This window comes from Marinirhabdus gelatinilytica (genome assembly GCF_003353425.1).
Lineage (GTDB): Bacteria > Bacteroidota > Bacteroidia > Flavobacteriales > Flavobacteriaceae > Marinirhabdus > Marinirhabdus gelatinilytica.
Genome location: NZ_QRAO01000002.1, coordinates 189,646 through 212,231 on the forward strand (window position 1 = coordinate 189,646; position 22,586 = coordinate 212,231).

Sequence of the window (22,586 nt, forward strand, 5' to 3'; positions counted from 1 at the left end):
ATACATTCAAAATTTATGATTATCAATTACCCAAGCGGGTAGTTTCCAAAGTAAGTGTGAGTGTGGTGCCACCATTGGTCTTGGAAGCTATCTTTAGCGCACCGCCCAAAGCATTTGTTCGTTCTTGCATATTATTGAGGCCGTTACCATTGGTTTGGTTCGCCGTATTGAAACCTTTGCCGTTGTCCTTGAGTTTGAGGATTAACTTCCCTGGTTTGTGACTGGTCCTGAAATGTATGATGGTTGGATTTCCGTGTTTAATACAATTGTTGGTAGCTTCTTTCAAGATCATTAGTAAATGGCGACGTTCGGCCATATTGAATTCTTTTCTTTTCAAGTCTTCTGAGATTTCTTCAGATTGAAACTTCACATTTGCCATTTCACAAAAGCTTCCTGCAAATTCAGTATAGCGTATAAGGGTATCGTAAGCATTATCCTTAGTGGGATCCAGCGTCCAGATAAAGTCTCGCATACCGCTGTTGAGGTCTTGAAGGTTCTCTTCAATTTGGCTTAGATGTTGTTGCAGTTCTTTGTTTTCAGTATTCTCCAACCGTGCCAGCTCGGTTATCAAGGATATCCTGGTGATCTTGGTGCCTGCCTCATCGTGGAAATCGCGCGAGCTCCGCTTTCTGAACATATCCCGCTCCTGTGCCCTGGCAAGTTCTACCCTGCGTTCTTGTTGCAAGCGTAGTTTCAAGAGAACATATATAGCCCCTGCTACTAGCAGGGCAAATAATATATACGCCCACCACGTCCTGTACCAAGGAGGAAGTATTTCAATTTGTAGTGTTGTGGTGTTGCCCCAAATCCCGTCGTTATTGGCTGCTTTTGCAAAGAGGGTATAGGTGTCAGGATCTAGGTTAGATCGGGTGATGATTGGGTTTTGGGTGTAGGTCCACTCTTTATCAAAACCATCGAGTTTGTATGCAAATTCAGTTAAACTTGGTAGTGTGTGGTTCACACTGCCAAGATGTACAGAAAAGATTTTATGCTTAGGCTGCAGGATGATCTTATCCATAAACGGCAATGCCCTTGGTAAGGTAAATTTTTGTCCATTGCTTTTTGTTCTCCCTATGGGAACTGCTTCATTCAAGATGCGTACTTCTGAAAAGTAAACATTTGGCGGCACGGGGTTGCTATACACATTGCTGGGTTTAAAAGACACGAGACCAGAAGTGCTGCCAACGTAAAGTGTGCTATCCTTGGTGAAATGGGTTGCCCCCAGGTTAAAGTCCATGCTTTTATTGGCCAGTGTTTTCGTGAAGGGTGTTAGGGTGTTTGATTTGCTGTTCCATCGGGTGAGCCCGCTACCTGTGCTAATCCAGTATTGGAGGCCATCGGTTTGTACTACATCGTAGATTACATTATCACTCAAACCATCTTCTTCGGTAAACTGTGCGTACTTTGGTGCCTGGGTACTGAAGAGCTCTTCTTTGTCCTCAAATTGAAAAATTCCAACGCCCGTAGCCATTAAAAGTTTATCCTTTTCTTTGGTTAAAATACTATGGATACCTTCTGAGCTTACGACGGCATTCCCTGGCAATCTTTTAAAACTATCTTGTTCTTCGGGGTTTTCGATCATTGCAAAGCCCATGATACTGGTTCCCAGCCAGAGGCGTCCCTTGTCATCAATTTCCATGGAGAGGATTACATTCTCCAGTATGCCCTTCGGCTTGCTCTCCCAGCTGTATTGTTTCAGGTTTCCTTCAGGACCTATTTTTATGAGCCCCGCTCCATGGGTGCCCACATACATTGTGCCGTCGTCCCCCTTTTTTACAAAATAGGTGTATTGGCTCAGGTGTGGATTGTTGGAAACTGAACTTAAATCCAGTTTTGATATACTATATCCATTAGTACTTCTATCTGGCCAATCAATTATATTAATGCCGTTAAACGTAGCGAGCCACAGGCGACCTTTGCCGTCTTCAGTAATACTTAATACTTGTGGTCCTGACAATTTCTTGGGACCCTCGCCTTGGGTGATGAACAGGTTGGGTACATCGGTATCCTTCGGAGGGATCACCGTGAGTCCATTTTCATAATTGCCTACCCAGAGATAACCTTTGCTGTCTTCAAAAACCGAAAAGGTTTTATTGCTGGAAAGCCCTTTTCCATTTTCTTTTAGATTGTCTAAGAGCTGAAATTGATTCAAGTAGGGGTCGTACAGGTTCACCCCAGAGATGGTCGCTACCCACATTCTTTCGTGTTTGTCGCGGTGAATATCGAATACCTGATTGGAACTTATACTCCCTCGTCGGTTGGGATCGTGATGTATGTAACGAAAGGTTTCTTGTTTAGTATCAAAAAGCGTGATACCGTTAAAGGTGGCTAGCCAGAGTATGCCGTTTTTGTCTTCGGTGATTTCATAGATAAAACCGTGCGAAGGACCCTCTTGGGGCACAGGCGGGTAGTGCGCAAAACTAGGATTGTCCCAACTGCCTATTAACCGCAACAATCCCATTGTTTCACAGCCAATCCAATAGTTGCCTTTTCGGTCTCGATAGATGGATTGCAACTTGTTCTCAGGAAGCCCTTGCGCCATGGTAATATGGCTGAAACTTTCATTCTTAGGGTTGAACAAAGAGATGCCCACATTAGAAATAATTGCCAGACGGCCATCGTCCAACAATTCAATTTCCCGGATGGCGGTTTTCATGGGCCCCTTTTCTTTGCCTTCCCCGTAAGGCCAAGAGATGATACGGTGTGTTTTTTTGTGAATTCTGGACAATCCGCTATTGGTGCCAATATAGATATGTTCTCCAACTTCCTTCAAAAAAACGGTGTGTTGTCGCAACAGGCAGTTCTCACAAATTCCCGCACGGGTAAAATTTGTAAAATAGAGTGTTCTGGGATCGTATTTTGAAAGTCCCTTGCGGGTTGTGATCCATATAAAACCTTCCGAATCTTCGATAGTATGTCCCACCTCATTGTGGACCAATCCGTTATTGATGGTATCCAGCGGACTTTCAAAAAGTGTAAAATGGGAGCCGTCAAACCTGTTCAAACCTTTGTGCGTGGCAAACCAGATGTGGCCTTGTTCGTCTTCAGCGATAGCGTACACCGAAACTTGCGATAGCCCATCATCCACCCCGAAATGCTGAAATTCATAGGTGCTTTGTGCCGAAATAATTTCAGAAAGAAAAAAAAGGATCAGAAAAATAGGTTTTAAAACCCTCATTTTATGATGGTTAATTGGTTTAAAAATACAAAATAGTTGTGTGGTGTCTATTTTAACAAGTAAAAATTTACATTGGAATACTACTGAAATTAATAATTAAACGACATTACCCATTTGGGTGATTTACATAAAAAAACCCGCTCTCATAGCTGAAAGCGGGTAAAGTTTAACCTAACTTACTTAAAAAATAAACTAATCTCTTGGCACGAATTAGTTTAAGTGTTGTGAAAGATATTCGGCAACCCCTTCTCGGTCTGCGTTCATTGCAGTTGCACCTTCCTGCCAGTTGGCCGGGCATACTTCACCGTTTTTCTGAACGTGGGTGTATGCGTCTATCAATCGTAAAAATTCTGATGTGTTTCTACCCAAAGGCATGTGGTTTACACTTTCATGGAAAACAGTGCCTTCTTCGTCTATAAGATATGTTGCGCGGTAGGTTACATTGTCGCCATCTACCATAACGGTACCGGTTTCTTCATCGTAACGCTCATTGGTGATGTCCAAGATACCTAACTGATTAGCGAGGTTGCGGTTGCTGTCTGCCACGAGCGGATAGGTAACACCTTCAATACCGCCATGGTTCTTAGGAGTATTCAACCAAGCAAAGTGAACTTCTGGAGTGTCACATGAAGCACCTATTACTATAGTGTTTCTCTTTTCGAATTCTTCCATAGCTGTCTGGAAAGCGTGCAGCTCGGTAGGACACACAAACGTAAAGTCTTTTGGATACCAGAAAAGGATCACTTTTTTGTTCTCTTGCTGCGCTTTTTCAAGAATATTTATCTTTTTGGTAACGCCTGTTTTATCGGTTGTATCTACTGAAAGGTTTGGAAATTTTTTACCTACAAATGCCATATTTATGTGTATTTATTATGTGTGTAATTTTAAGGGTGCAAAAGTACACATTGAAATATAAAACTGAAAGGAAATCCAGTTGCAATTTTTATAAAGTATTGTTAATTGAAAATGCTCCGAAAAGTATGTTTCGGAGCATTTTCAATATTGACATGTGTTTGGATTTCTAAGAAGCAACTTTTGGCTCTCGTAACATCTTTATTTTTATCCTGAAAGCAGCGAACAGCAAGGTCATAAATGGACTTAACCAGTTGAAGATGGCAAAGGCAAAATAATCTACAACAGGAACTCCCAAGACACCACTTTGATATGCCCCACAGGTGTTCCAGGGCACCAATACCGATGTCACGGTTCCCGAATCCTCTAATGTTCTAGAAAGATTCTCAGGAGCCAAACCTTTATCTTTATACGCTTTGCTGTACATTTTTCCGGGTACTACAATAGCTAAATATTGGTCGCTTGCGGTAACGTTCAATGCCAAACAACTGGCAACCGTACTGGCAAAAAGTCCGAATGTTGTGTGGAACAACCTCAACAAAGCCTTGCTAATCGTTGCCAATGCTCCAATGGCGTCCATCACACCTCCAAAGACCATGGCGCAGATAATGAGCCAGATAGTGCCCAGCATCCCGTTCATCCCACCAGCTGAAAATAGATCGTTAAGAGCTTCATTGTCTGTAGGTACCGATGTGTCCACCGTTATGGCATTCATTATTCCTTTATAGGCCGTTGTGAAATCCAGCGAATTTCCGCCACCTACCATAGCCACAATGCTGGGTTGAAAAATAAGTGCTGCCAGTCCACCCAACAAGGTTCCTGCAAGCAGTGCAATAAGTGGTGGTGTTTTTCTCACAATCATTACAATCACTAAAATAGGTACTATAAACAACCACGGTGAAATAGTGAATGATGCCTCAATAGAATTTAGTATCGTCCCTGTATCTGCAACGCCTTCGGGGTCTAATCCAAAACCTATGATTATAAACACGATCAAGGTTATTACAATGGTGGGCACGGTAGTATATGTCATATACCGGATATGTGTAAATAAATCGGTTCCCGCCATGGCGGGAGCGAGATTTGTAGTATCGCTTAAAGGGGAAAGCTTATCGCCAAAATAAGCACCTGAGAGTACAGCACCTGCTGTCATTCCCAACGATATTCCCAAGGCTTCCGCAATACCTATCAAGGCAATACCCACGGTTGCCGAAGTGGTCCAACTACTTCCTGTTGCCACAGAGATAATGGCACATATGATAACGCAGGAGGCGAGAAATATGGTGGGATTGAGTATCTGCAAGCCATAATAGATCATCGTGGGAATAATACCACTGATGAGCCAGGTTCCTGCCAAGGCACCTACCATAAGTAATATAAGAAGCGCGCCAGTGGTGCTTTTCACATTCTGCGCAACTTCCTCGACCATTTGTTTGTAGCTTACTTTATTAAAAGTTCCAACTATAGCCGCTACCGCTGCTCCCAATAAAAGTATAAATTGGTTGCTACCGCTGAGCGCATCATCACCAAAGGCATAAAAAACGTTGTAAAACAACATAATTACCAATGCTATAACTGGAATAAGCGCCTCCCAAATATTCAATTCTCTATTTTCTACAATTTTTTCGTTTTGGGGGTCTTGGCTTTGGCTTTGCATGAAGGCTGGTTTAAAATGTTGGATGTGTAATGTTACGATTTTGTAGCCTTGTATGCAAATGAAAAGAGCCACGCAACAAGCGCAGCTCTTCCAATGATATGAAATTCAATTTTATAGCACACCCACTTCTTGCATACATTGCTTCATCGAGTTGTAGGTACGCTCAATATCGGCATCCAGCCCAATACTGAAACGTATCAACCCATCGGTAAGACCCATTTGGGCTTGTTCTTCCTCTGGAATTTCAGAAGAGGTTGAAGACCCCGGAGCGCTGAAAAGCGTTTTGTAAAAACCAAGACTCACCGCAAGATACCCCAGGTTTCGTTCTTGCATGAGTTCCATGAGTTCATTGGCTTTATCCAGTGAGCCCACGTCTATGGTGAGCATCCCGCCAAAACCGTATTGTGGGTTCATTTGGCGTTTCATCAATTCGTGGCCTGGATGGCTTTTAAGTCCTGGATAAACGGTTCGCAATCCATCGGATTCAAATTTTTCGGCAAGGTACAAGGCGTTGCTACTGTGCTGCTGCATCCTAATGTGGAGGGTTCGTAAATTCTTCAAAATAGAAGCGGCCCGTAAACTATCCATAGAGGCTCCCAAGAGCATACTGGCACCATCGTTTACATTGCGCAAGGTATCGATCAATTCTTGGTTGCCACATACCACGCCGCCCATGGTGTCACTACTTCCATTGATGAATTTGGTCAAACTGTGCAGTACCACGTCTGCCCCTAATTTTGCTGGAGAAATGGATAGCGGCGAAAAGGTGTTGTCCACCAATAATTGTAGCTTGTGTTTTTTAGCAAGCTTTGCAAGGGCTTCAATATCGGCAATTTCCAGCAGCGGATTGGAGACACATTCGCAAAAGATAATTTTTGTTTCAGGGGTAATGGCCGCTTCGACCACATCCAATTTTGTAATATCCACAAACGAAGTTTCGATACCCAAACGTGGGGTGAAATTCTTCAAGAAGGCATAGGTGCCCCCGTAGATGGTTCGGCTGGAAACAATATGGTCCCCAGCTTGACAGAATTGAAGGATGGTAGGGGTAATGGCACCCATCCCGCTAGCGGCAACATTGGCGGTCTCGGTACCTTCCATAGCGGCAAGGGCTTCCCCCAGATATAGGTTTGAGGGTGTAGAATGGCGGGAGTACAAATAACACCCGTCTGCATTGCCCTCAAACGTATCGAACATGGTCTTAGCCGAAAGGAACGTGTAGGTTGAAGAATCGGAAATGGAAGGGTTTACTCCTCCAAACTCACCAAAATATTGTAAATCCTGTATGTTGTTTGCGGGTTTAAAATCGTGCTTGCTCATAGTTGTTTCAAATTTGAATCCAAATGTAGTCTGACTTAGAATATTTATCAATCATGTAACGAAAATTCAGTTTAATAATTTATTAAGTTTTATTCTTATAGAATATTGTTCTGTATTTTTACTGAAATTGAATATCTTTCAGAAAAATTTTCAAGAAGTTGAATTTGGATACCATAGATAGACAATTGCTGAAACACCTTCAGCAAGATGCAAAGCAAACCAATAAAGAACTATCTTTAAAACTGAACCTTTCGGTCACGGCGGTGTACGAGCGGATTAAAAAGCTAGAGCGCCAAGGGGTGATACGGCAATATGTGGCACTGGTAGATGGAGATACGCTGGAAATGGGTTTTACTGTATTTTGCCATATAAAGCTGGTAAAACATTCCGAAGAGAACATCACAAAATTTGAAACAAAAGTGCTCCAATTGCCCGAGGTAATGGAGTGTTTTCACGTAAGCGGGGATTATGACTATCTACTAAAAGTTTTGGTAAAGGATATGGAACACTTCCGTGAATTTATGGTAAACAAGGTAACAAGTATGGAGCATGTGGGTAGTACCACGAGCAGCTTTACCATCCATGAAGTAAAAAATACAACTGCCATAGCATTATGAAGACCAGACTAGGCCTGCTTTTAGAGTTTTTTACCCTTTTTATACTTTTACCGGTGAGCCTTGCTGTCCCGTTTTTAATATGGATAAAAGTTGGGATGGTGGTTGTGGGCTTTTTTTATATACTGTTCCGGCTAAAAAAGTCTGAAAATATCAACTTCCGTATCAGGAAAGGTCTGGATTGGAAATCGTTTTGGCGGCGGCTGGTTGTTACATTTTTACTAGTGGTACTTATAACTACTGCCTACGTTTGGTTCCAAGATAAAACCGCATTGTTCTTCGTGCCGAAAAACAATCCGGGGCTGTTCGTTATTATTTTGTTTGTGTATACATTTCTTTCGGTCTGGCCACAGGAAATAATTTACCGTACGTTCTTTTTTGAGCGTTATGGGGTATTGTTCCAAAATAGAACTTTCTTCATTTTTATAAACGCCATCGTGTTTTCCTTGGCACATTTGTTTTTCAGAAACACGCTTGTCCTTTTGCTCACGTTTATTGGCGGGGTCTTGTTTGGCTATACCTACCTAAAATATAGGAGCACAACCTTGGTGAGTATTGAGCACGCGCTCTATGGCAACTGGCTCTTTGCGGTGGGAATGGGGCAGATGCTGGCATTTCCTGGGATGGAAGGATGATTTTAATGGTTTGATTTCTATTTTCAGCAAATTATGCAATCACTGTTCTATTTGTTTTAAAATCTAAAACGGTGCTTCGTAAATCTACGATCAAAATAGTACCTTTGCATTCGCATATAAAAAACTCATCACTATGTCCAAATATGACGTTGCAATTATAGGTTCTGGCCCTGGGGGCTATGTAGCAGCAATTCGCTGTGCCCAATTGGGTATGAAAACCGCCATCATAGAAAAATACAACACCCTTGGAGGTACCTGCCTTAACGTAGGTTGTATACCAAGTAAAGCGCTGCTGGATTCTTCGCACCATTACGAGGATGCCATAAAGCATTTTGAAGAGCACGGTATCGAGATACCCGGAGAGGTAAAGATCAATTTCAAGAAAATGATCGAACGCAAGGGAGCTGTAGTAGAGCAGACCACCAAAGGAATCGAATTTTTGATGAACAAAAACAAAATCGATGTCTATACAGGTCTGGGGTCATTTAAGGACGCAACGCATATTGAAATCGATGGCGAGAAAAAACAAACCATCGAGACAAAAAACACTATTATCGCCACAGGTAGTAAACCGGCGTCGCTTCCATTTATCGAAATTGACAAAGAGCGCATCATCACCTCTACCGAAGCATTGACGCTGAAAGAAATCCCAAAACATATGATCGTTATTGGTGGTGGCGTAATAGGGTTGGAACTTGGGCAAGTGTACCGCAGGTTGGGTGCTGAGGTTTCAGTAGTTGAATATATGGACCGTATTATCCCCACGATGGACAGTGCACAGAGCAAGGAATTGATGAAGGTGATGAAAAAACAAGGCGTGAAATTTTATGTTTCCCATAAAGTTTCAGCAGTTGAAAGAAAAGGAAAAGAAATAACGGTTACCGCAACCGATAAAAAAGATAAAGAGGTAAACTTTAAGGGCGATTATTGTTTGGTTTCCGTAGGAAGAAGGCCTTATACAGATGGGCTGAAAGCTGAAAATGCTGGAGTTAAGGTAAACGAGCGTGGCCAAATCGAGGTGAACGACCATTTACAGACCAACGTTAAGAATATCTATGCCATTGGCGATGTAATTCGCGGAGCCATGTTGGCCCACAAAGCCGAAGAAGAAGGTGTGCTGGTTGCTGAAATCTTAGCGGGACAAAAACCGCACATAGATTACAATTTAATCCCGGGCGTGGTCTATACGTGGCCAGAAGTTGCCAGCGTGGGAAAAACCGAAGAACAATTAAAAGAAGCAAAGATCGACTATAAAAGTGGACAATTTCCTATGCGTGCATTGGGGAGAAGTCGTGCCAGCGGGGATACCGATGGTTTTGTAAAAATATTGAGCGATGCCAAGACCGATGAGGTATTGGGTGTTCACATGGTTGGTGCCCGTGTTGCCGATTTGATTGCTGAGGCCGTAACAGCCATGGAGTTCCGTGCCAGTGCCGAGGATATTTCCCGCATGAGCCACGCGCATCCAACCTATGCAGAAGCTGTAAAAGAGGCAGCTTTGGCGGCTACAGATAACAGACCGCTGCACGTGTAGTTAAAGTTTGATGTTTATTTATATAGAACCATTCCAAAATTTCGGGATGGTTCTTCTTTTTTAAATACCTTCGTGTTGTATGCGAGTAACAAAAACAATCTCTGTATCGTTAACTTCGAGTCTTAAGCAAAAACTGTTGCAGTGGGCCTCTAGGTTTGAAGAGGTTGCTTGGCTCGACTCCAATAAATACCAGCAAGGGCATGGGTCTTATCAGGCTATTCTGGCTGTGGACGCTTTTACCGCCATAAAGACAGATTACCACAATGCGTTTCAGGAACTGGACGAGTACCAAACGGCTACAAAGGATTGGTTGTTCGGGTATTTGAGTTATGACCTGAAGAACGACGTTGAAAAGCTAAAGTCGCAAAATTTCGACGGTCTCGATTTTCCCGATCTCTATTTCTTTCAGCCAAAAAAAGTTTTTCTCTTTTCTGAAACCGAAATGGAAATGCATTACCTGAATATGGTTGATGATGAATTGGAGAGCGATTGGGAAGAAATCCTATCTACCGAAAATGTAGTATCCGAAAACAATTCTTCAGCTATAAAAATTAAGCTGCGTACTTCAAAAGACAGGTATGCCAAAAAAATGAGTAAAATGCTCCACCATATTGAGCGAGGCGATATTTATGAGGCTAACTTTTGCCAAGAATTTTATGCCGAAGATACTGTGATAGACCCCTTGCAGGTTTTTTTTTTACTGAACGATATTTCTAAGCCACCTTTTGCTAGTTTTCTTAAATTGGATACACATTTTGTGATCTCTGCCTCTCCCGAGCGCTATCTGAAAAAGCAAGGGGACACTGTTATTTCCCAACCTATAAAAGGAACCGCCAAACGTCTTCAAAATGCAATTGAAGATAAGGAGATGGCCATAGCGTTGCAAAACGACCCCAAGGAACGTAGTGAGAATATCATGATTACAGATTTGGTGCGTAACGATCTTTCCCGCATTGCCCAGAAAGGTTCTGTTAACGTAGAGGAGCTGTGTGCTATTTACACGTTTGAGCAGGTACATCAATTGGTTTCCACAATTTCCTGTCAAGCCAAAACCCACTTCTCTCCAGCACAGATTATTAAGCACACTTTTCCAATGGGGAGTATGACAGGTGCACCAAAAGTAAGTGCCCTGAAGATCATAGAGTCGTTGGAGGATGCCAAAAGAGGTGTGTACAGTGGTGCAGTGGGCTATTTTTCTCCTAAGGGAGATTTCGATTTTAACGTTGTTATACGTAGCATTTTATACAATGAGGCTACAAATTACGTCAGTTTTTCAGTAGGAGGAGCTATCACTTCAAAATCTACCGTAGAGGCAGAATACGAAGAATGTTTGTTGAAAGCCAAAGCCATGCGCTCAGTTTTAGAATATATATGCTTCAAATAGTACATAAAGTATATTTATGTATTAATAGAAACATAAAAGCTGTTTATGTATATTTTAATACATATTTTTGTATATTTGAAAAATAATTATGAAAGTCAAATATTCAGTAATATCGGGTGACATAGTTTCCTCAAGCAGTCTGGACAGTGAGGATAAGCAAATTTTAGAGACACATCTAGAATCCTTGATGGACGATCTCCATGAACATTTTGAGAGTTACGGGCGGTTAATAAAAGGGGATTATATAGAGTGTGGAATCCCCAATGCGGCAAATGCTCTACGGGCTTGTTTGGCTATAAAAAGCTATGTTAAGACTATCTCTATTTCAGAAAGATCTCTATCAAAAAATAAAAAGCGGGCACGGCTCTTTAAGGAGTATGGAGTGCGGCTGGCCATAGGGTATGGAGAATTGGAGAGGTACGACCCAATTAATGGAGTGATGGATGGAGAGGCTATTTATTATGCTGGCCGTAAAATTAATAGTATATCTACTCATGATAAGGAACGTGTCGTTATTAAAAACACATTGTTTTTCCATTCAAAAAATGAAGAGATGAACAAAAAATGGACGGCTATGTTGGGATTATTAGATGTGCTCCTTAACAAGGCAACCCAGCGCCAGTGCGAGGTAGTGTACTTAAAGCTTATGGGACATAGTGAGGATGTTATATCTAAAAAATTGGGCATAGACCAGTCTGTGGTAAACCGCCACTCTACAAATGTGGGCTGGAATGCTATAGAGTCTGCTGTTATTTATTTTGAAGAATCACTAACTTTATAAAATGCAACTGACCACATTTATTCTATTACAGTTCTTGGCACACATTTTAGCCGACTTTTTTTTGCAATCCCAAAAAATGGCGAACGAAAAAAACAGTATTGGTTTTAAGAGTAGATTATTGCCTGTACATGTTCTTATTGTGTTTTTGTGCTCGTGGTTGTTATCGTTTCAAGTTGAATTTTTCGTGGGTGCGGGTGTCATTGCTATAATCCACTATATAATAGATGGTTTTAAGGCAAGGGCCAATAGGCACCCAAAATTTTGGAAATACGCTTTTTTTGTAGACCAATTGTTGCATATTGTTGTTTTGGTGGGGGTTTCTTTGTTTTTTGAAAAGTACCACGGGTTGCAACCACTTTTTGAAATCCCTGTTTCTACTACCTTTATCGCTATTGTTATAGGGTATTTACTGTGCTTGCGTCCAGCAAATTTTGTGATCAAAGAGGTTTTCAGGTCGTCGGAGATTGATGTAGCGATCGCTCAACAGGAAAAGGCCGAAGTTTTGGAGGGTGCAGACGAACTTCCAAATGCGGGCAAACTCATAGGTATTTTGGAACGGGTACTGGCGCTCACGTTTATTTTGATTGGGCAGTTCCAGGCTGTTGGATTTTTACTTGCAGCAAAGTCTGTTTTGCGGTACAAGGACACCGATACGCTAAAAACCGAATATGTCCTAATTGGCACCATGCTTAGCTTTGGTATTGCCGTAGTTTGTGGTATTTTAGCAGGTGTTATTTAACTATCATGCTTTCAGAATTTAAAAAAGAGCTTTCACAACATTTTTCTTATTTAAAAGGCGCCAAATTGCTTATTGCTTGTAGTGGGGGCTTGGATAGTGTAGTATTGACCCAGCTTCTTTTTAAACTGAAATATAACATTGCCATTGCGCATTGTAATTTTTCATTACGTGGCAAAGAAAGTGACGAAGATGCCCTTTTTACCGAAAATTTGGCTGAAAGTTTACAAATCCCTTTTCATTCTGAAATTTTTGATACCGAGACTTATGCAAAAGACCATAAGCTTTCCACCCAGATGGCAGCAAGGCAGTTGCGATATTCTTGGTTTGATGAAGTGATCCAAAACTTTGGTTACGACTATATTTTAACCGCCCACCATGCCAATGATGATTTGGAAACATTCTTTTTAAATCTTACCCGGGGCACTGGTTTGCGAGGCTTAACCGGTATCCCATCCAAAAACGAAAAAGTCGTTCGTCCTTTGCTTCATTTTTCGAGAGAAGAGATTTTAGCATATGCAAAGTCACAAAACCTATACTGGCGGGAGGACAGCAGTAATGCAAAGACAGATTATTTGCGAAACAAGTTGCGTTTGGAAGTGCTGCCCAAGCTTAAGGAAACTTCAAAAGATATACTTCAACATGTCCAGAAAACGCAAAAAAACCTCCAAGCATCACAGGCTTTAGTGGAAGATTACATGACGCTGGTGTACAATCTTGCTGTTTCTGAAAATGAAGGGGGATATAGTATCGATATAGCCAAGATTTCAGAATTGCCAAACACAAATGCCCTTTTGTACGAGTTATTGCATCCCTTTGGATTTACGGCTTGGGACGATGTGTATGGTCTGTTAAATGCACAAACGGGTAAGGAGGTGGTGTCTGGTTCGCACAGATTGCTTCGCAATAGAAACGAGTTTATTTTGACCAAAATCACCGAAAATTCAGAAAAAAATGAGTTTTTCATAAAAAAAAATCAAAAAGAAATTAACAACCCCATAGATATCAAGCTTAATCCTACCAACAAAATGGGGCATATTGATAATACTACGGTTTACGTAGATGCAGATAAGCTGTTGTTTCCGCTTCGTCTTAGGAAATGGCAGGAGGGTGATGTTTTTCAGCCCTTTGGAATGCAAGGAAAGAAGAAATTGAGCAAGTTTTTTAAAGATGAAAAGTTATCTTTGGTCGCCAAAGAACAAGTTTGGTTACTTTGTAGTGAGGACAAAATTGTCTGGGTGGTGAATCATCGTTTGGACGATCGGTTTAAAATTACCCCTAGCACTAAGAACCTATTAAAAATTACAACAAATCCATGAAAACTTTTTTAGCTCCACTATTTGTTTCATTTTTATTTCTCTGTGGTTTCTCTTCCAATGCACAAATCTTCGAGCCTGTAAAATGGAAGACAGATGTTGAAGACTTGGGTGACGATACATATAATCTTATCATGACCGCCACAATAGACGATGGTTGGTACTTGTACTCCCAAACCGTTCCCGATGGTGGTCCAATCGCAACGCTCTTTACTTTGGAAAGTGAAGAAGGAGGATATGAATTGATAGGCGAAACCGCAGAAGAGGAAGGAAAGACCAAGTTCGACAAGGTTTTTGAAATGGAGTTGACCACTTTCACAGAAACAGCAACCTTCACCCAAAAAATTAAAAGAATAAATGGTGATGTTACCACGATTACCGGAACAGTAGATTTTCAATCTTGTGACGATGAAAAATGTATCTTCGAGATGGCAGACTTGGAGTTTGAGCTGCCTAAAGGAACAGGAACTTCGGAATCTCAAAGTGGAAGCAAAACTAAAAATAAAGATTCCCTTGAAGCAGATGATGAAGATGATGCAAAGGGCCTGTGGGCTATCTTTTTTATAGCATTCCTGTCTGGATTTGCAGCACTGTTAACTCCCTGCGTGTTCCCAATGATCCCACTTACCGTGAGTTTTTTCACCAAACAGAGTAAAAACAAGGCAATTGGTATTAAGAACGCAATCTTATATGGTGTATTTATTATAGTTATCTATGTGTTGCTAGGCTCGATGGTTACGGCAATCTTTGGGTCTGATGTACTCAACGAACTATCTACATCGGTTTGGTTCAATGTAGTATTCTTCTTGCTATTGGTTGTTTTTGCAATTTCGTTTTTGGGAGCGTTCGAGATTACACTTCCACAGTCCTGGGCAAATAAAGTAGACAGTAAAGCTAGCAAAGGTGGTATAGTAGGTATCTTTTTTATGGCTTTGGCACTGGCAATTGTCTCATTTTCCTGCACTGGTCCAATAGTAGGTGGCCTCTTGGTGGAAGCGGCCTCAAAAGGAGGTATTGCACCTATTGTTGGTATGTTAGGTTTCTCACTTGCCATTGCGTTACCGTTTACCTTATTCGCAATATTTCCAGGTTGGCTCAATTCTTTGCCCAAAAGTGGTGGCTGGCTCAACACCGTTAAGGTAGTTTTAGGATTTTTGGAGCTGGCATTTGCCTTTAAATTTCTTTCACAGGCAGATCTTGTATTACAGTTACACTTGCTGGAAAGAGAAGTGTTTATAGCTATATGGATAGCTATTTTTGGAGCTTTGTCACTATATCTTCTAGGGAAGATCCGTCTACCCCATGATGGCCCTTTAACCCATATTTCGGTAGGTAGATTGCTCTTAGGGTTACTTACACTTTCATTTGTAATATATATGCTTCCAGGGCTTTGGGGCGCACCACTGCAGTTGATAAGCGCATTCCCACCACCGCTTGAATATAGTGAAGCTCCTTACGGAGTTGGATACACAAAATTAGGGGGGGGAGCAACAGCCTTAGGTGCTGAAGAACTACCGGATGGAGGCCATCTCATGGCTCCACACGATATTTTACATTTTTATGATTATGAGAAAGGGCTAAAATACGCCAAGGAAGTGAACAAACCTGTTATGATAGATTTTACGGGCTGGGCCTGTGTAAATTGCCGGAAAATGGAGCAGAACGTGTGGCCGGAACCGGGAGTGTTGAATATATTAAAAAATGAAGTCGTACTTATCTCGCTTTATGTAGATGATAAACGCGAACTTCCTGAAGACGAAAAATATGTGAGTCCAGAAACTGGTAAAAAAATAAAGACCATTGGTAATAAATGGAGCGATTTGCAAATAGTGCGCTATAAAGCAAATGCCCAGCCATATTATGTGTTGATGGGGCATGATGAGCAAAACCTTGTTGAACCCGAAGATTACACACCAGATGCCGAAGAATATGAAGCATGGTTAAAAAGTGGTATAGAAGCATTCAAGAACAACTAAATTTTAAAATATTATGAAGTATAGGTTTTCAGTACTATTGGCATTTCTTTTTGTGGCAGTTGCTATCGCCCAGAACGAAGATTATGTAAGGGATAATTTTACAAAGACTGAAACATATATCACCATGCGGGACGGCACCAAACTGTTCACATCCATATATGCACCCAAGGATACTTCAAAAAAATACCCTATTCTCCTTAAGCGTACACCATACAGCTGCAAACCCTATGGTGAGGACCAGTTCCCTTCAAAAATTGCTCCCAATGAATTTATGATGCAGGAGGGCTATATTGTAGTATACCAAGATGTCCGTGGCCGTTGGATGAGTGAGGGAACGTATGATAATATGCGTGCTTACATCCCCAACAAAAAAGGAAATCAGTTCGATGAGGCCAGTGATACCTACGATTCTATTGAGTGGTTGGTAAACAATGTTCCCAATAATAACGGCCGTGTGGGGACTTGGGGAATTTCTTATCCTGGGTTTTACGCAACGTATTCTTTACTGGATGCTCACCCCGCATTAAAAGCCTCATCGCCACAAGCGTGTATTGGCGATTTTTATTTTGACGATTTTCATCATAACGGCGCTTATTTGTTGAGTTATTGGCGTGCAACTTCAGTATTTGGGTACGAGAAAACACAACCTGCCAAAGAAGCGTGGTACAGTTTTCCAGATCTGGGCACAGAGGATCAGTACCAGTTCTTTCTGGACGCTGGACCGCTCTCAAACCTCGACCAGTATTACGGAAAAGATAACGTATTCTGGACGCAGTTAAAAGAACACCCAGATTATGATGAATTTTGGCAGAAACGAGGCATCATACAGCATTTAGATAATATTAAACCTGCTGTGATGGTCGTAGGGGGCTTGTTCGATGCCGAAGACCTTTACGGACCTTATGAAACGTACAAGAGCATCGAAAAATCCAGCAGCAATTACAACACAATGGTTTTTGGTCCTTGGAGCCACGGCGATTGGTCCCGAACCAAAAAGCGCCAGGCCATTGGCAATGTGTATTTTGGTGACGATATTTCAATTAATTACCAAAAGGATATCGAGAGCAAATTTTTCCGTCATTTCTTAAAAGAGAATGGTCAAGGAGAACCAGATCTTCCAGAGGCCTATATGTTCGATTCTGGCTCGTTACAATGGAAGGAGTATAGCCAATGGCCTCCCGAAAATACACAGAAAAAAACTTTTTGGCTACAAAACAACCAGCGTTTGAACGATGTTGCTGAAAGAAGCTACACCTTTGAAGAATTTATAAGCGACCCAAAAAAACCAGTCCCGTATTCCGAAGACATAAAAATGGTCTTTACGCCTAGAAAGTTTATGACAGACGACCAACGTTTCGCCGCCCGCCGTCCAGATGTGTTGGTGTTCGAAACTCCCGTATTTACAGAGGACTTGACCCTAGCGGGTGAAATTCTTGCAAAGCTCAAGGTTGCCACCACGGGTACAGATGCCGATTGGGTAGTAAAGGTGATCGATGTTTTTCCAGCAGATGCAGAGGATACCCAGGAAACTCAAGACCATCTTAAAATGGGGAACTATCATATGCTGGTACGTAGCGAGGTGTTAAGAGGAAGATATCGAAACAATTTCAGTAATCCAGAGCCTTTTGTTCCTAATGAAAAAACATCGGTAAACATTAAATTACAGGATGTACACCATACTTTTAAGAAAGGGCATAAACTTCAGGTACAGGTGCAGAGTACGTGGTTTCCGTATATAGATATCAACCCGCAGACTTTTGTAGAGAATATATTTTATGCAAAAGAAGAAGATTTCCAGAAACAAACACACAAGGTGTTTAATGATTCTTCAGTAGAATTTACAATACTGAAGTAGCACAAAAAAAAACTTTTCAGAATAAAAAAAGCGCCCCTAGAAGAGACGCTCATAACAAACCTAACTTAGTAAATTTAAATTTGCACATACTAGACTTTTTATCCCCACAAAAAGAATAGTGGTGTACAATTCACTAATTCAGGGTAAATATAATGAGAGTTTTTAAAATAGCACATACGTACAAACACGTATTTTACTAAAAATTAACATGTAAGGCAGTTTCTCCAGAAAGTTATTTACCGAAAACGATATCGTTAACCCACCATACTGGTTATTTCAAAATTTAAAGCTAGTTTTACTGTAATGAAACAACCCATACAAAAAATAGCGGTCCTTACAAGCGGAGGGGATTCTCCAGGTATGAACGCTGCAATACGTGCTGTGGTAAGGTGTTGCTTTTACCATAAGGTAGACTGCGTAGGCGTTTATAGAGGCTTGCAGGGTTTGATAGATGCAGACTTTACACCCCTGGGACCCAGAAGTGTAAAAAACATAATCAACCAAGGGGGTACTTTTTTAAAATCTGCCAGATCAGAAGATTTTAGGACCAAACAGGGAAGAGAAAAAGCCTATAAAAACTTAAAAGAGGCAACTATAGATGCTCTTGTTGCAATTGGTGGCGACGGTACATTTACAGGCTGTAAAATTTTTAATGAAGAATTCAACTTCCCTATTATTGGAATCCCCGGAACTATTGACAACGACATAAATGGCACCGATTATACCATTGGCTACGATACTGCCCTAAATACTGTGGTAGAGGCCATAGACAAAATTAGAGATACGGCAAACTCCCACAACCGTCTTTTTTTGGTAGAGGTGATGGGACGCAATGCTGGCGACATTGCTCTGAACGCAGGTATTGGAGCAGGAGCCGAGGAAATATTGATTCCTGAAGAAGATCTTGGGAAAGACCGTTTAATTGCCTCTCTCAAACGAAGTAAGGAAGCGGGGAAATCCTCAAGTATCGTAGTAGTTTCAGAAGGAGATCAAATTGGCAAGAACATCTTGGGATTGGCAGAATATATTAAGGAAAACCTTCAGGAGTACGAAGTTAAGGTAACTGTATTGGGCCATATTCAACGTGGGGGCGCTCCTAGTTGTTACGATCGTGTGTTGGCAAGTCGTCTTGGTGTAGCGGCAGTGGATGCCTTAATGGAAGGCAAAAGAGATGCCATGATAGGCATCAGGCACGGAAAAGAAATTGTAGTTCCCATTGTCGAAGCGTTAAAGGGCAAGAACGAAATAGACCTAAAACTTATACGGGTTGCAGATATAACATCATTATAAAAAGCAAAGAAATATGATTAAAATTGGAATAAATGGTTTTGGAAGAATAGGACGCATAGCCTTCAGGATTGCATCACAGCGAGACAATGTTGAAGTGGTTGCAATTAACGACCTGCTCGATGTAGAGCACCTAGCGTACCTGTTGGAGTTCGATTCGGTACACGGGAGGTTCGATGGAGAAGTTTCAGTAACCGATGGAAATCTAATTGTGAACGGAAAACACATTAGGGTAACTTCTGAAAAGGATCCTTCAAACTTAGCCTGGGACGAAGTGGGCGTTACTACCGTAATGGATTGTACGGGTATTTTTACTGAAAAAGATAAAGCCAATGCACACCTAGATGCCGGCGCAAAAAAAGTGGTTATTTCAGCTCCTTCAAAATCAGCTCCCATGTTTGTGATGGGGGTGAACCATAACAGTCTCAAGGCAAGTGATACCATTATCTCAAATGCTTCCTGTACCACAAATTGCCTGGCACCCATGGCAAAAATCATGAACGATGAGCTGGGAATCGTGGAAGGACTCATGACCACCGTTCACTCGGTTACCGCTTCCCAGGAAACCGTAGACCAACCCTCAAGAAAAAACTATAGGCTGGGCCGAAGTGCCTTGGCAAACATTATCCCCACCTCTACAGGGGCCGCTGTTGCCGTAACAAAAGTTATCCCACAGTTGGATGGTAAACTTACGGGAATGGCCTTTAGGGTTCCTACGGTAGACGTTTCGGTAGTGGACTTAACAGTACGCACCGAAAAACCTGCTACTTATGAAGAGGTAAAAAAGCTCTTCAAAAAAGCCTCAGAAGGTACTTATAAAGGAATCGTGAACTATACGGAGCAGCCTGTGGTTTCCCAAGATTTTGTGAGCGATCCGCACACCTGTACGTTCGATGCCGGGGCAGGGATTGCACTCAACGAAAATTTCTTCAAACTTGTGGCTTGGTACGATAACGAATATGGCTATTCAGCAAAACTGGTAGAGTTGACCGTTTACGCTTCAAACCTGTAATATGATCTTGTTTACCGATGGTGGCTCTACAAAATGCGACTGGGTTCTGTTGGACGATTCCAGGGACGTTGTACTCAAGACCCGTACACTTGGTTTAAACCCAGCCGTGACTGGGGAAGAGGAACTCCAGCAAAGGGTCAAGGACAACGCCAAGCTAATGGAGTTTGCAAGTAAAGTTTCAAAGTTAGATTTTTATGGGGCGGGCTGTGGCACACAAAAACCTTCAGCAGTACTGAAAAAAGTATTACAAGATATCTTTACCGAAGCTTCGGTTTCAGTGTTTGAGGATACGCTTGCCGCGGTCTATGCAACCACGCGAGCGCCTGGCATCGTGTGCATTTTGGGAACAGGCTCCAACAGCAGTTATTTTAACGGAGAAATGGTACGAAATGCCACACCATCCTTGGGTTATTCTGTGATGGATGAGGCAAGTGGGAATTACTTTGGGAAACAATTGTTGCGGGATTATTTCTACAAAAAGATGCCTGCTGAAATAGCTTCGGAATTTGAAGCGCGTTTCCAGTTAGACCCAGACGAAATTAAAACAAACCTATACAAGAAGCCCAACGCCAACAGATATTTAGCGAGTTTTGCTGAATTTATCTTCCTTCCCATTGAAACCAGGGAAGACCAACTGAAAAACTCAGAAAGCTACTTTTACAAACTTTTGGAAAAAGGTATAGAGGAATTTATTGAGTGCCGAATACTCACATACAAAGAATCCGCAGATGTTCCTATTCATTTTGTGGGGAGTATTGCCTATTTTAGCACGACCTTATTGAAAAAATGTTTCAAAACCTATAACTTACAATTGGGCAGTATCGTGAGAAGGCCCATTGATGGGTTGATAACCTACTACCAAGACCAACAGTAAAAAATCCACAGTATGCCACTGCCAAAGATAGATCCAACTTCCACCAAAGCTTGGAAAGCGTTACAGACCCATTTTAATGAAATGAGGGAGGTAGACGTTCGTGATCTGTTTGCTGAAAACCCAGCCCGTGCAACCGATTTCAGTATTTCATGGAACGACTTTTTTGTGGACATTTCAAAAAACAGAATCACGCCCAAAACACGTGAACTGTTGCTTCAGTTGGCAGACGAGGTAGCATTGAAATCGGCTATCGAAGCACAGTTCCAAGGTGAAAAAATCAACGAGACCGAAGATAGGGCAGTACTGCACACGGCATTGCGGGATTTCAGTAACATGAAACCCGAAGTAGCCGAAGGTCTCCAAAAAATGAAAGCTTTTTCTGAAGCCATTCACAACAAAACATATAAGGGATATACGGGGAAGCCTATTGATACAGTGGTGAACATTGGTATAGGGGGAAGCCATTTGGGACCAGAAATGGTGTGTACGGCATTACAGGATTATAACAAGGGTATTAACGTGCATTTTATCTCGAATATAGATGGTGATGCCGTGGCAAGGACCTTACAGCAAGTAGATCCGGAGACCACCTTGTTCATAGTAGTATCCAAAACCTTTACCACCCAAGAAACCTTGACCAATGCGCATACGGTAAAAGATTGGTTTGTGGACAGAACGAACAAAACAGCTGTGGCGCAACATTTTATAGCGGTATCCACCAATCCAGAAGAAGTTGCGGCTTTTGGCATTTTGGCGCAGAATACTTTTGCCATGTGGGATTGGGTTGGGGGTAGGTTTTCATTGTGGAGCGCAGTGGGGCTTTCTATTTGCTGTGCCATTGGATATACAAATTTCGAAACAATGCTAAAGGGAGCTCACGGGATGGACCAACATTTTGCGACGGCTCCATTTTCTGAGAACATACCCGTAGCATTGGCAATGCTCTCTATTTGGTACAATAACTTTTACGGTTTCGAGACCGAGGCTATCATTCCCTATAGCGAGGCCTTGAACAAGCTGGTACCATACCTGCAACAAGCGGTTATGGAAAGCAACGGGAAACAAATAGACCGCAATGGTAATTTGGTAGATTACCAAACCGGAACTATCGTGTGGGGTGCTACAGGTACCAACGCACAGCACGCGTTTTTCCAGTTATTGCACCAAGGGACCAAACGTATCCCAACAGATTTTATTTGCGTTTCGCAATCCAACCACGGACTGCAAGAGCACCACGATATTTTGGTGGCCAACTGCTTGGCTCAATCCGAAGCCCTATTGGAAGGCAAGCCAGCAAAGAGTGGTGAACCTTACCGAACTTTTAAAGGAAACAAACCCACTACTACAATCCTTATAGAGAAACTCACACCCAAAAACCTTGGAAGCCTTATAGCACTGTACGAACATAAAACATTTGTACAGGGGGTGGTTTGGAACATGTATAGCTACGACCAGTGGGGCGTAGAGTTGGGGAAAAGTGTGGCCAAGACCATATTGCAAGCTATTAGGGAGAAAGACGAAAGCGTATTACAGAACAAGTCTACACGGGCCATTTTTAAAAAGGTAAAGAAATAG

General features: G+C 41.9%; 17 protein-coding genes. 13 read left to right on the plus strand and 4 right to left on the minus strand.

What is annotated here, in order from left to right; all coding sequences use genetic code 11:
- Positions 1-22: 22 nt before the first annotated feature.
- The 4 genes from C8D94_RS06930 to C8D94_RS06945 all read right to left on the minus strand — a co-directional run bounded on the left by C8D94_RS06930 (position 23) and on the right by C8D94_RS06945 (position 7,007).
- On the minus strand, positions 23-3,178 hold the full coding sequence (locus C8D94_RS06930) for a ligand-binding sensor domain-containing protein (protein WP_115123210.1): 3,156 nt from the start codon (positions 3,176-3,178) through the stop codon (positions 23-25).
- 210 nt (positions 3,179-3,388) lie between these two features.
- Positions 3,389-4,033: a peroxiredoxin gene (locus C8D94_RS06935; protein ID WP_115123211.1), complete on the minus strand. Its 645-nt coding sequence runs from the start codon at positions 4,031-4,033 to the stop codon at positions 3,389-3,391.
- 166 nt (positions 4,034-4,199) lie between these two features.
- Positions 4,200-5,687: a Na+/H+ antiporter NhaC gene (gene nhaC / locus C8D94_RS06940; RefSeq protein WP_115123212.1), complete on the minus strand. Its 1,488-nt coding sequence runs from the start codon at positions 5,685-5,687 to the stop codon at positions 4,200-4,202.
- Between the two features lie 111 nt (positions 5,688-5,798).
- Complete coding sequence (locus C8D94_RS06945) at positions 5,799-7,007, minus strand: trans-sulfuration enzyme family protein (protein WP_115123213.1); 1,209 nt, start codon at positions 7,005-7,007, stop codon at positions 5,799-5,801.
- Positions 7,008-7,165: 158 nt separating this feature from the next.
- Between C8D94_RS06945 and C8D94_RS06950 the strand changes: the two genes are divergently transcribed.
- The 13 genes from C8D94_RS06950 (at position 7,166) to pgi (ending at position 22,586) form a co-directional block, all read left to right on the plus strand.
- On the plus strand, positions 7,166-7,624 hold the full coding sequence (locus C8D94_RS06950; RefSeq protein ID WP_115123214.1) for an Lrp/AsnC family transcriptional regulator: 459 nt from the start codon (positions 7,166-7,168) through the stop codon (positions 7,622-7,624).
- On the plus strand, positions 7,621-8,256 hold the full coding sequence (locus C8D94_RS06955) for a CPBP family intramembrane glutamic endopeptidase (protein ID WP_115123215.1): 636 nt from the start codon (positions 7,621-7,623) through the stop codon (positions 8,254-8,256). Before C8D94_RS06950 ends, C8D94_RS06955 begins: the two co-directional genes overlap by 4 nt.
- A gap of 133 nt (positions 8,257-8,389) precedes the next feature.
- On the plus strand, positions 8,390-9,790 hold the full coding sequence (lpdA, locus tag C8D94_RS06960) for a dihydrolipoyl dehydrogenase (RefSeq protein WP_115123216.1): 1,401 nt from the start codon (positions 8,390-8,392) through the stop codon (positions 9,788-9,790).
- A 79-nt stretch (positions 9,791-9,869) separates the two neighbouring features.
- Positions 9,870-11,174 (plus strand): aminodeoxychorismate synthase component I, encoded by a 1,305-nt coding sequence (gene pabB / locus C8D94_RS06965; protein WP_115123217.1) that lies wholly within the window; start codon positions 9,870-9,872, stop codon positions 11,172-11,174.
- An 88-nt stretch (positions 11,175-11,262) separates the two neighbouring features.
- Positions 11,263-11,955 (plus strand): fumarate hydratase, encoded by a 693-nt coding sequence (locus tag C8D94_RS06970; RefSeq protein WP_115123218.1) that lies wholly within the window; start codon positions 11,263-11,265, stop codon positions 11,953-11,955.
- Position 11,956: 1 nt separating this feature from the next.
- A complete protein-coding gene (locus C8D94_RS06975) occupies positions 11,957-12,694 on the plus strand; it encodes a DUF3307 domain-containing protein (RefSeq protein WP_115123219.1) in 738 nt (245 codons plus the stop codon).
- Between the two features lie 5 nt (positions 12,695-12,699).
- Entirely contained in the window at positions 12,700-14,010 is a 1,311-nt protein-coding gene (gene tilS, locus C8D94_RS06980; protein WP_115123220.1) for a tRNA lysidine(34) synthetase TilS, read from the plus strand.
- Positions 14,007-15,983 (plus strand): protein-disulfide reductase DsbD family protein, encoded by a 1,977-nt coding sequence (locus tag C8D94_RS06985; protein ID WP_115123221.1) that lies wholly within the window; start codon positions 14,007-14,009, stop codon positions 15,981-15,983. Before tilS ends, C8D94_RS06985 begins: the two co-directional genes overlap by 4 nt.
- 13 nt (positions 15,984-15,996) lie before the next feature.
- Positions 15,997-17,838 carry a CocE/NonD family hydrolase gene (locus C8D94_RS06990; RefSeq protein ID WP_115123222.1) on the plus strand — a complete coding sequence of 614 codons (1,842 nt, stop codon included), beginning with the start codon at positions 15,997-15,999 and terminating at the stop codon, positions 17,836-17,838.
- A 303-nt stretch (positions 17,839-18,141) separates the two neighbouring features.
- The gene (pfkA, locus tag C8D94_RS06995) at positions 18,142-19,128 is read left to right on the plus strand and encodes a 6-phosphofructokinase (RefSeq protein WP_115123223.1); all 987 of its coding nucleotides are present in this window, start codon (positions 18,142-18,144) and stop codon (positions 19,126-19,128) included.
- 13 nt (positions 19,129-19,141) lie between these two features.
- Positions 19,142-20,137, plus strand: a complete 996-nt coding sequence (gene gap, locus C8D94_RS07000) for a type I glyceraldehyde-3-phosphate dehydrogenase (RefSeq protein ID WP_115123224.1) — start codon at positions 19,142-19,144, stop codon at positions 20,135-20,137.
- A 1-nt stretch (position 20,138) separates the two neighbouring features.
- On the plus strand, positions 20,139-21,011 hold the full coding sequence (locus tag C8D94_RS07005; RefSeq protein WP_115123225.1) for a BadF/BadG/BcrA/BcrD ATPase family protein: 873 nt from the start codon (positions 20,139-20,141) through the stop codon (positions 21,009-21,011).
- Positions 21,012-21,023: 12 nt separating this feature from the next.
- Entirely contained in the window at positions 21,024-22,586 is a 1,563-nt protein-coding gene (gene pgi, locus C8D94_RS07010) for a glucose-6-phosphate isomerase (protein WP_115123226.1), read from the plus strand.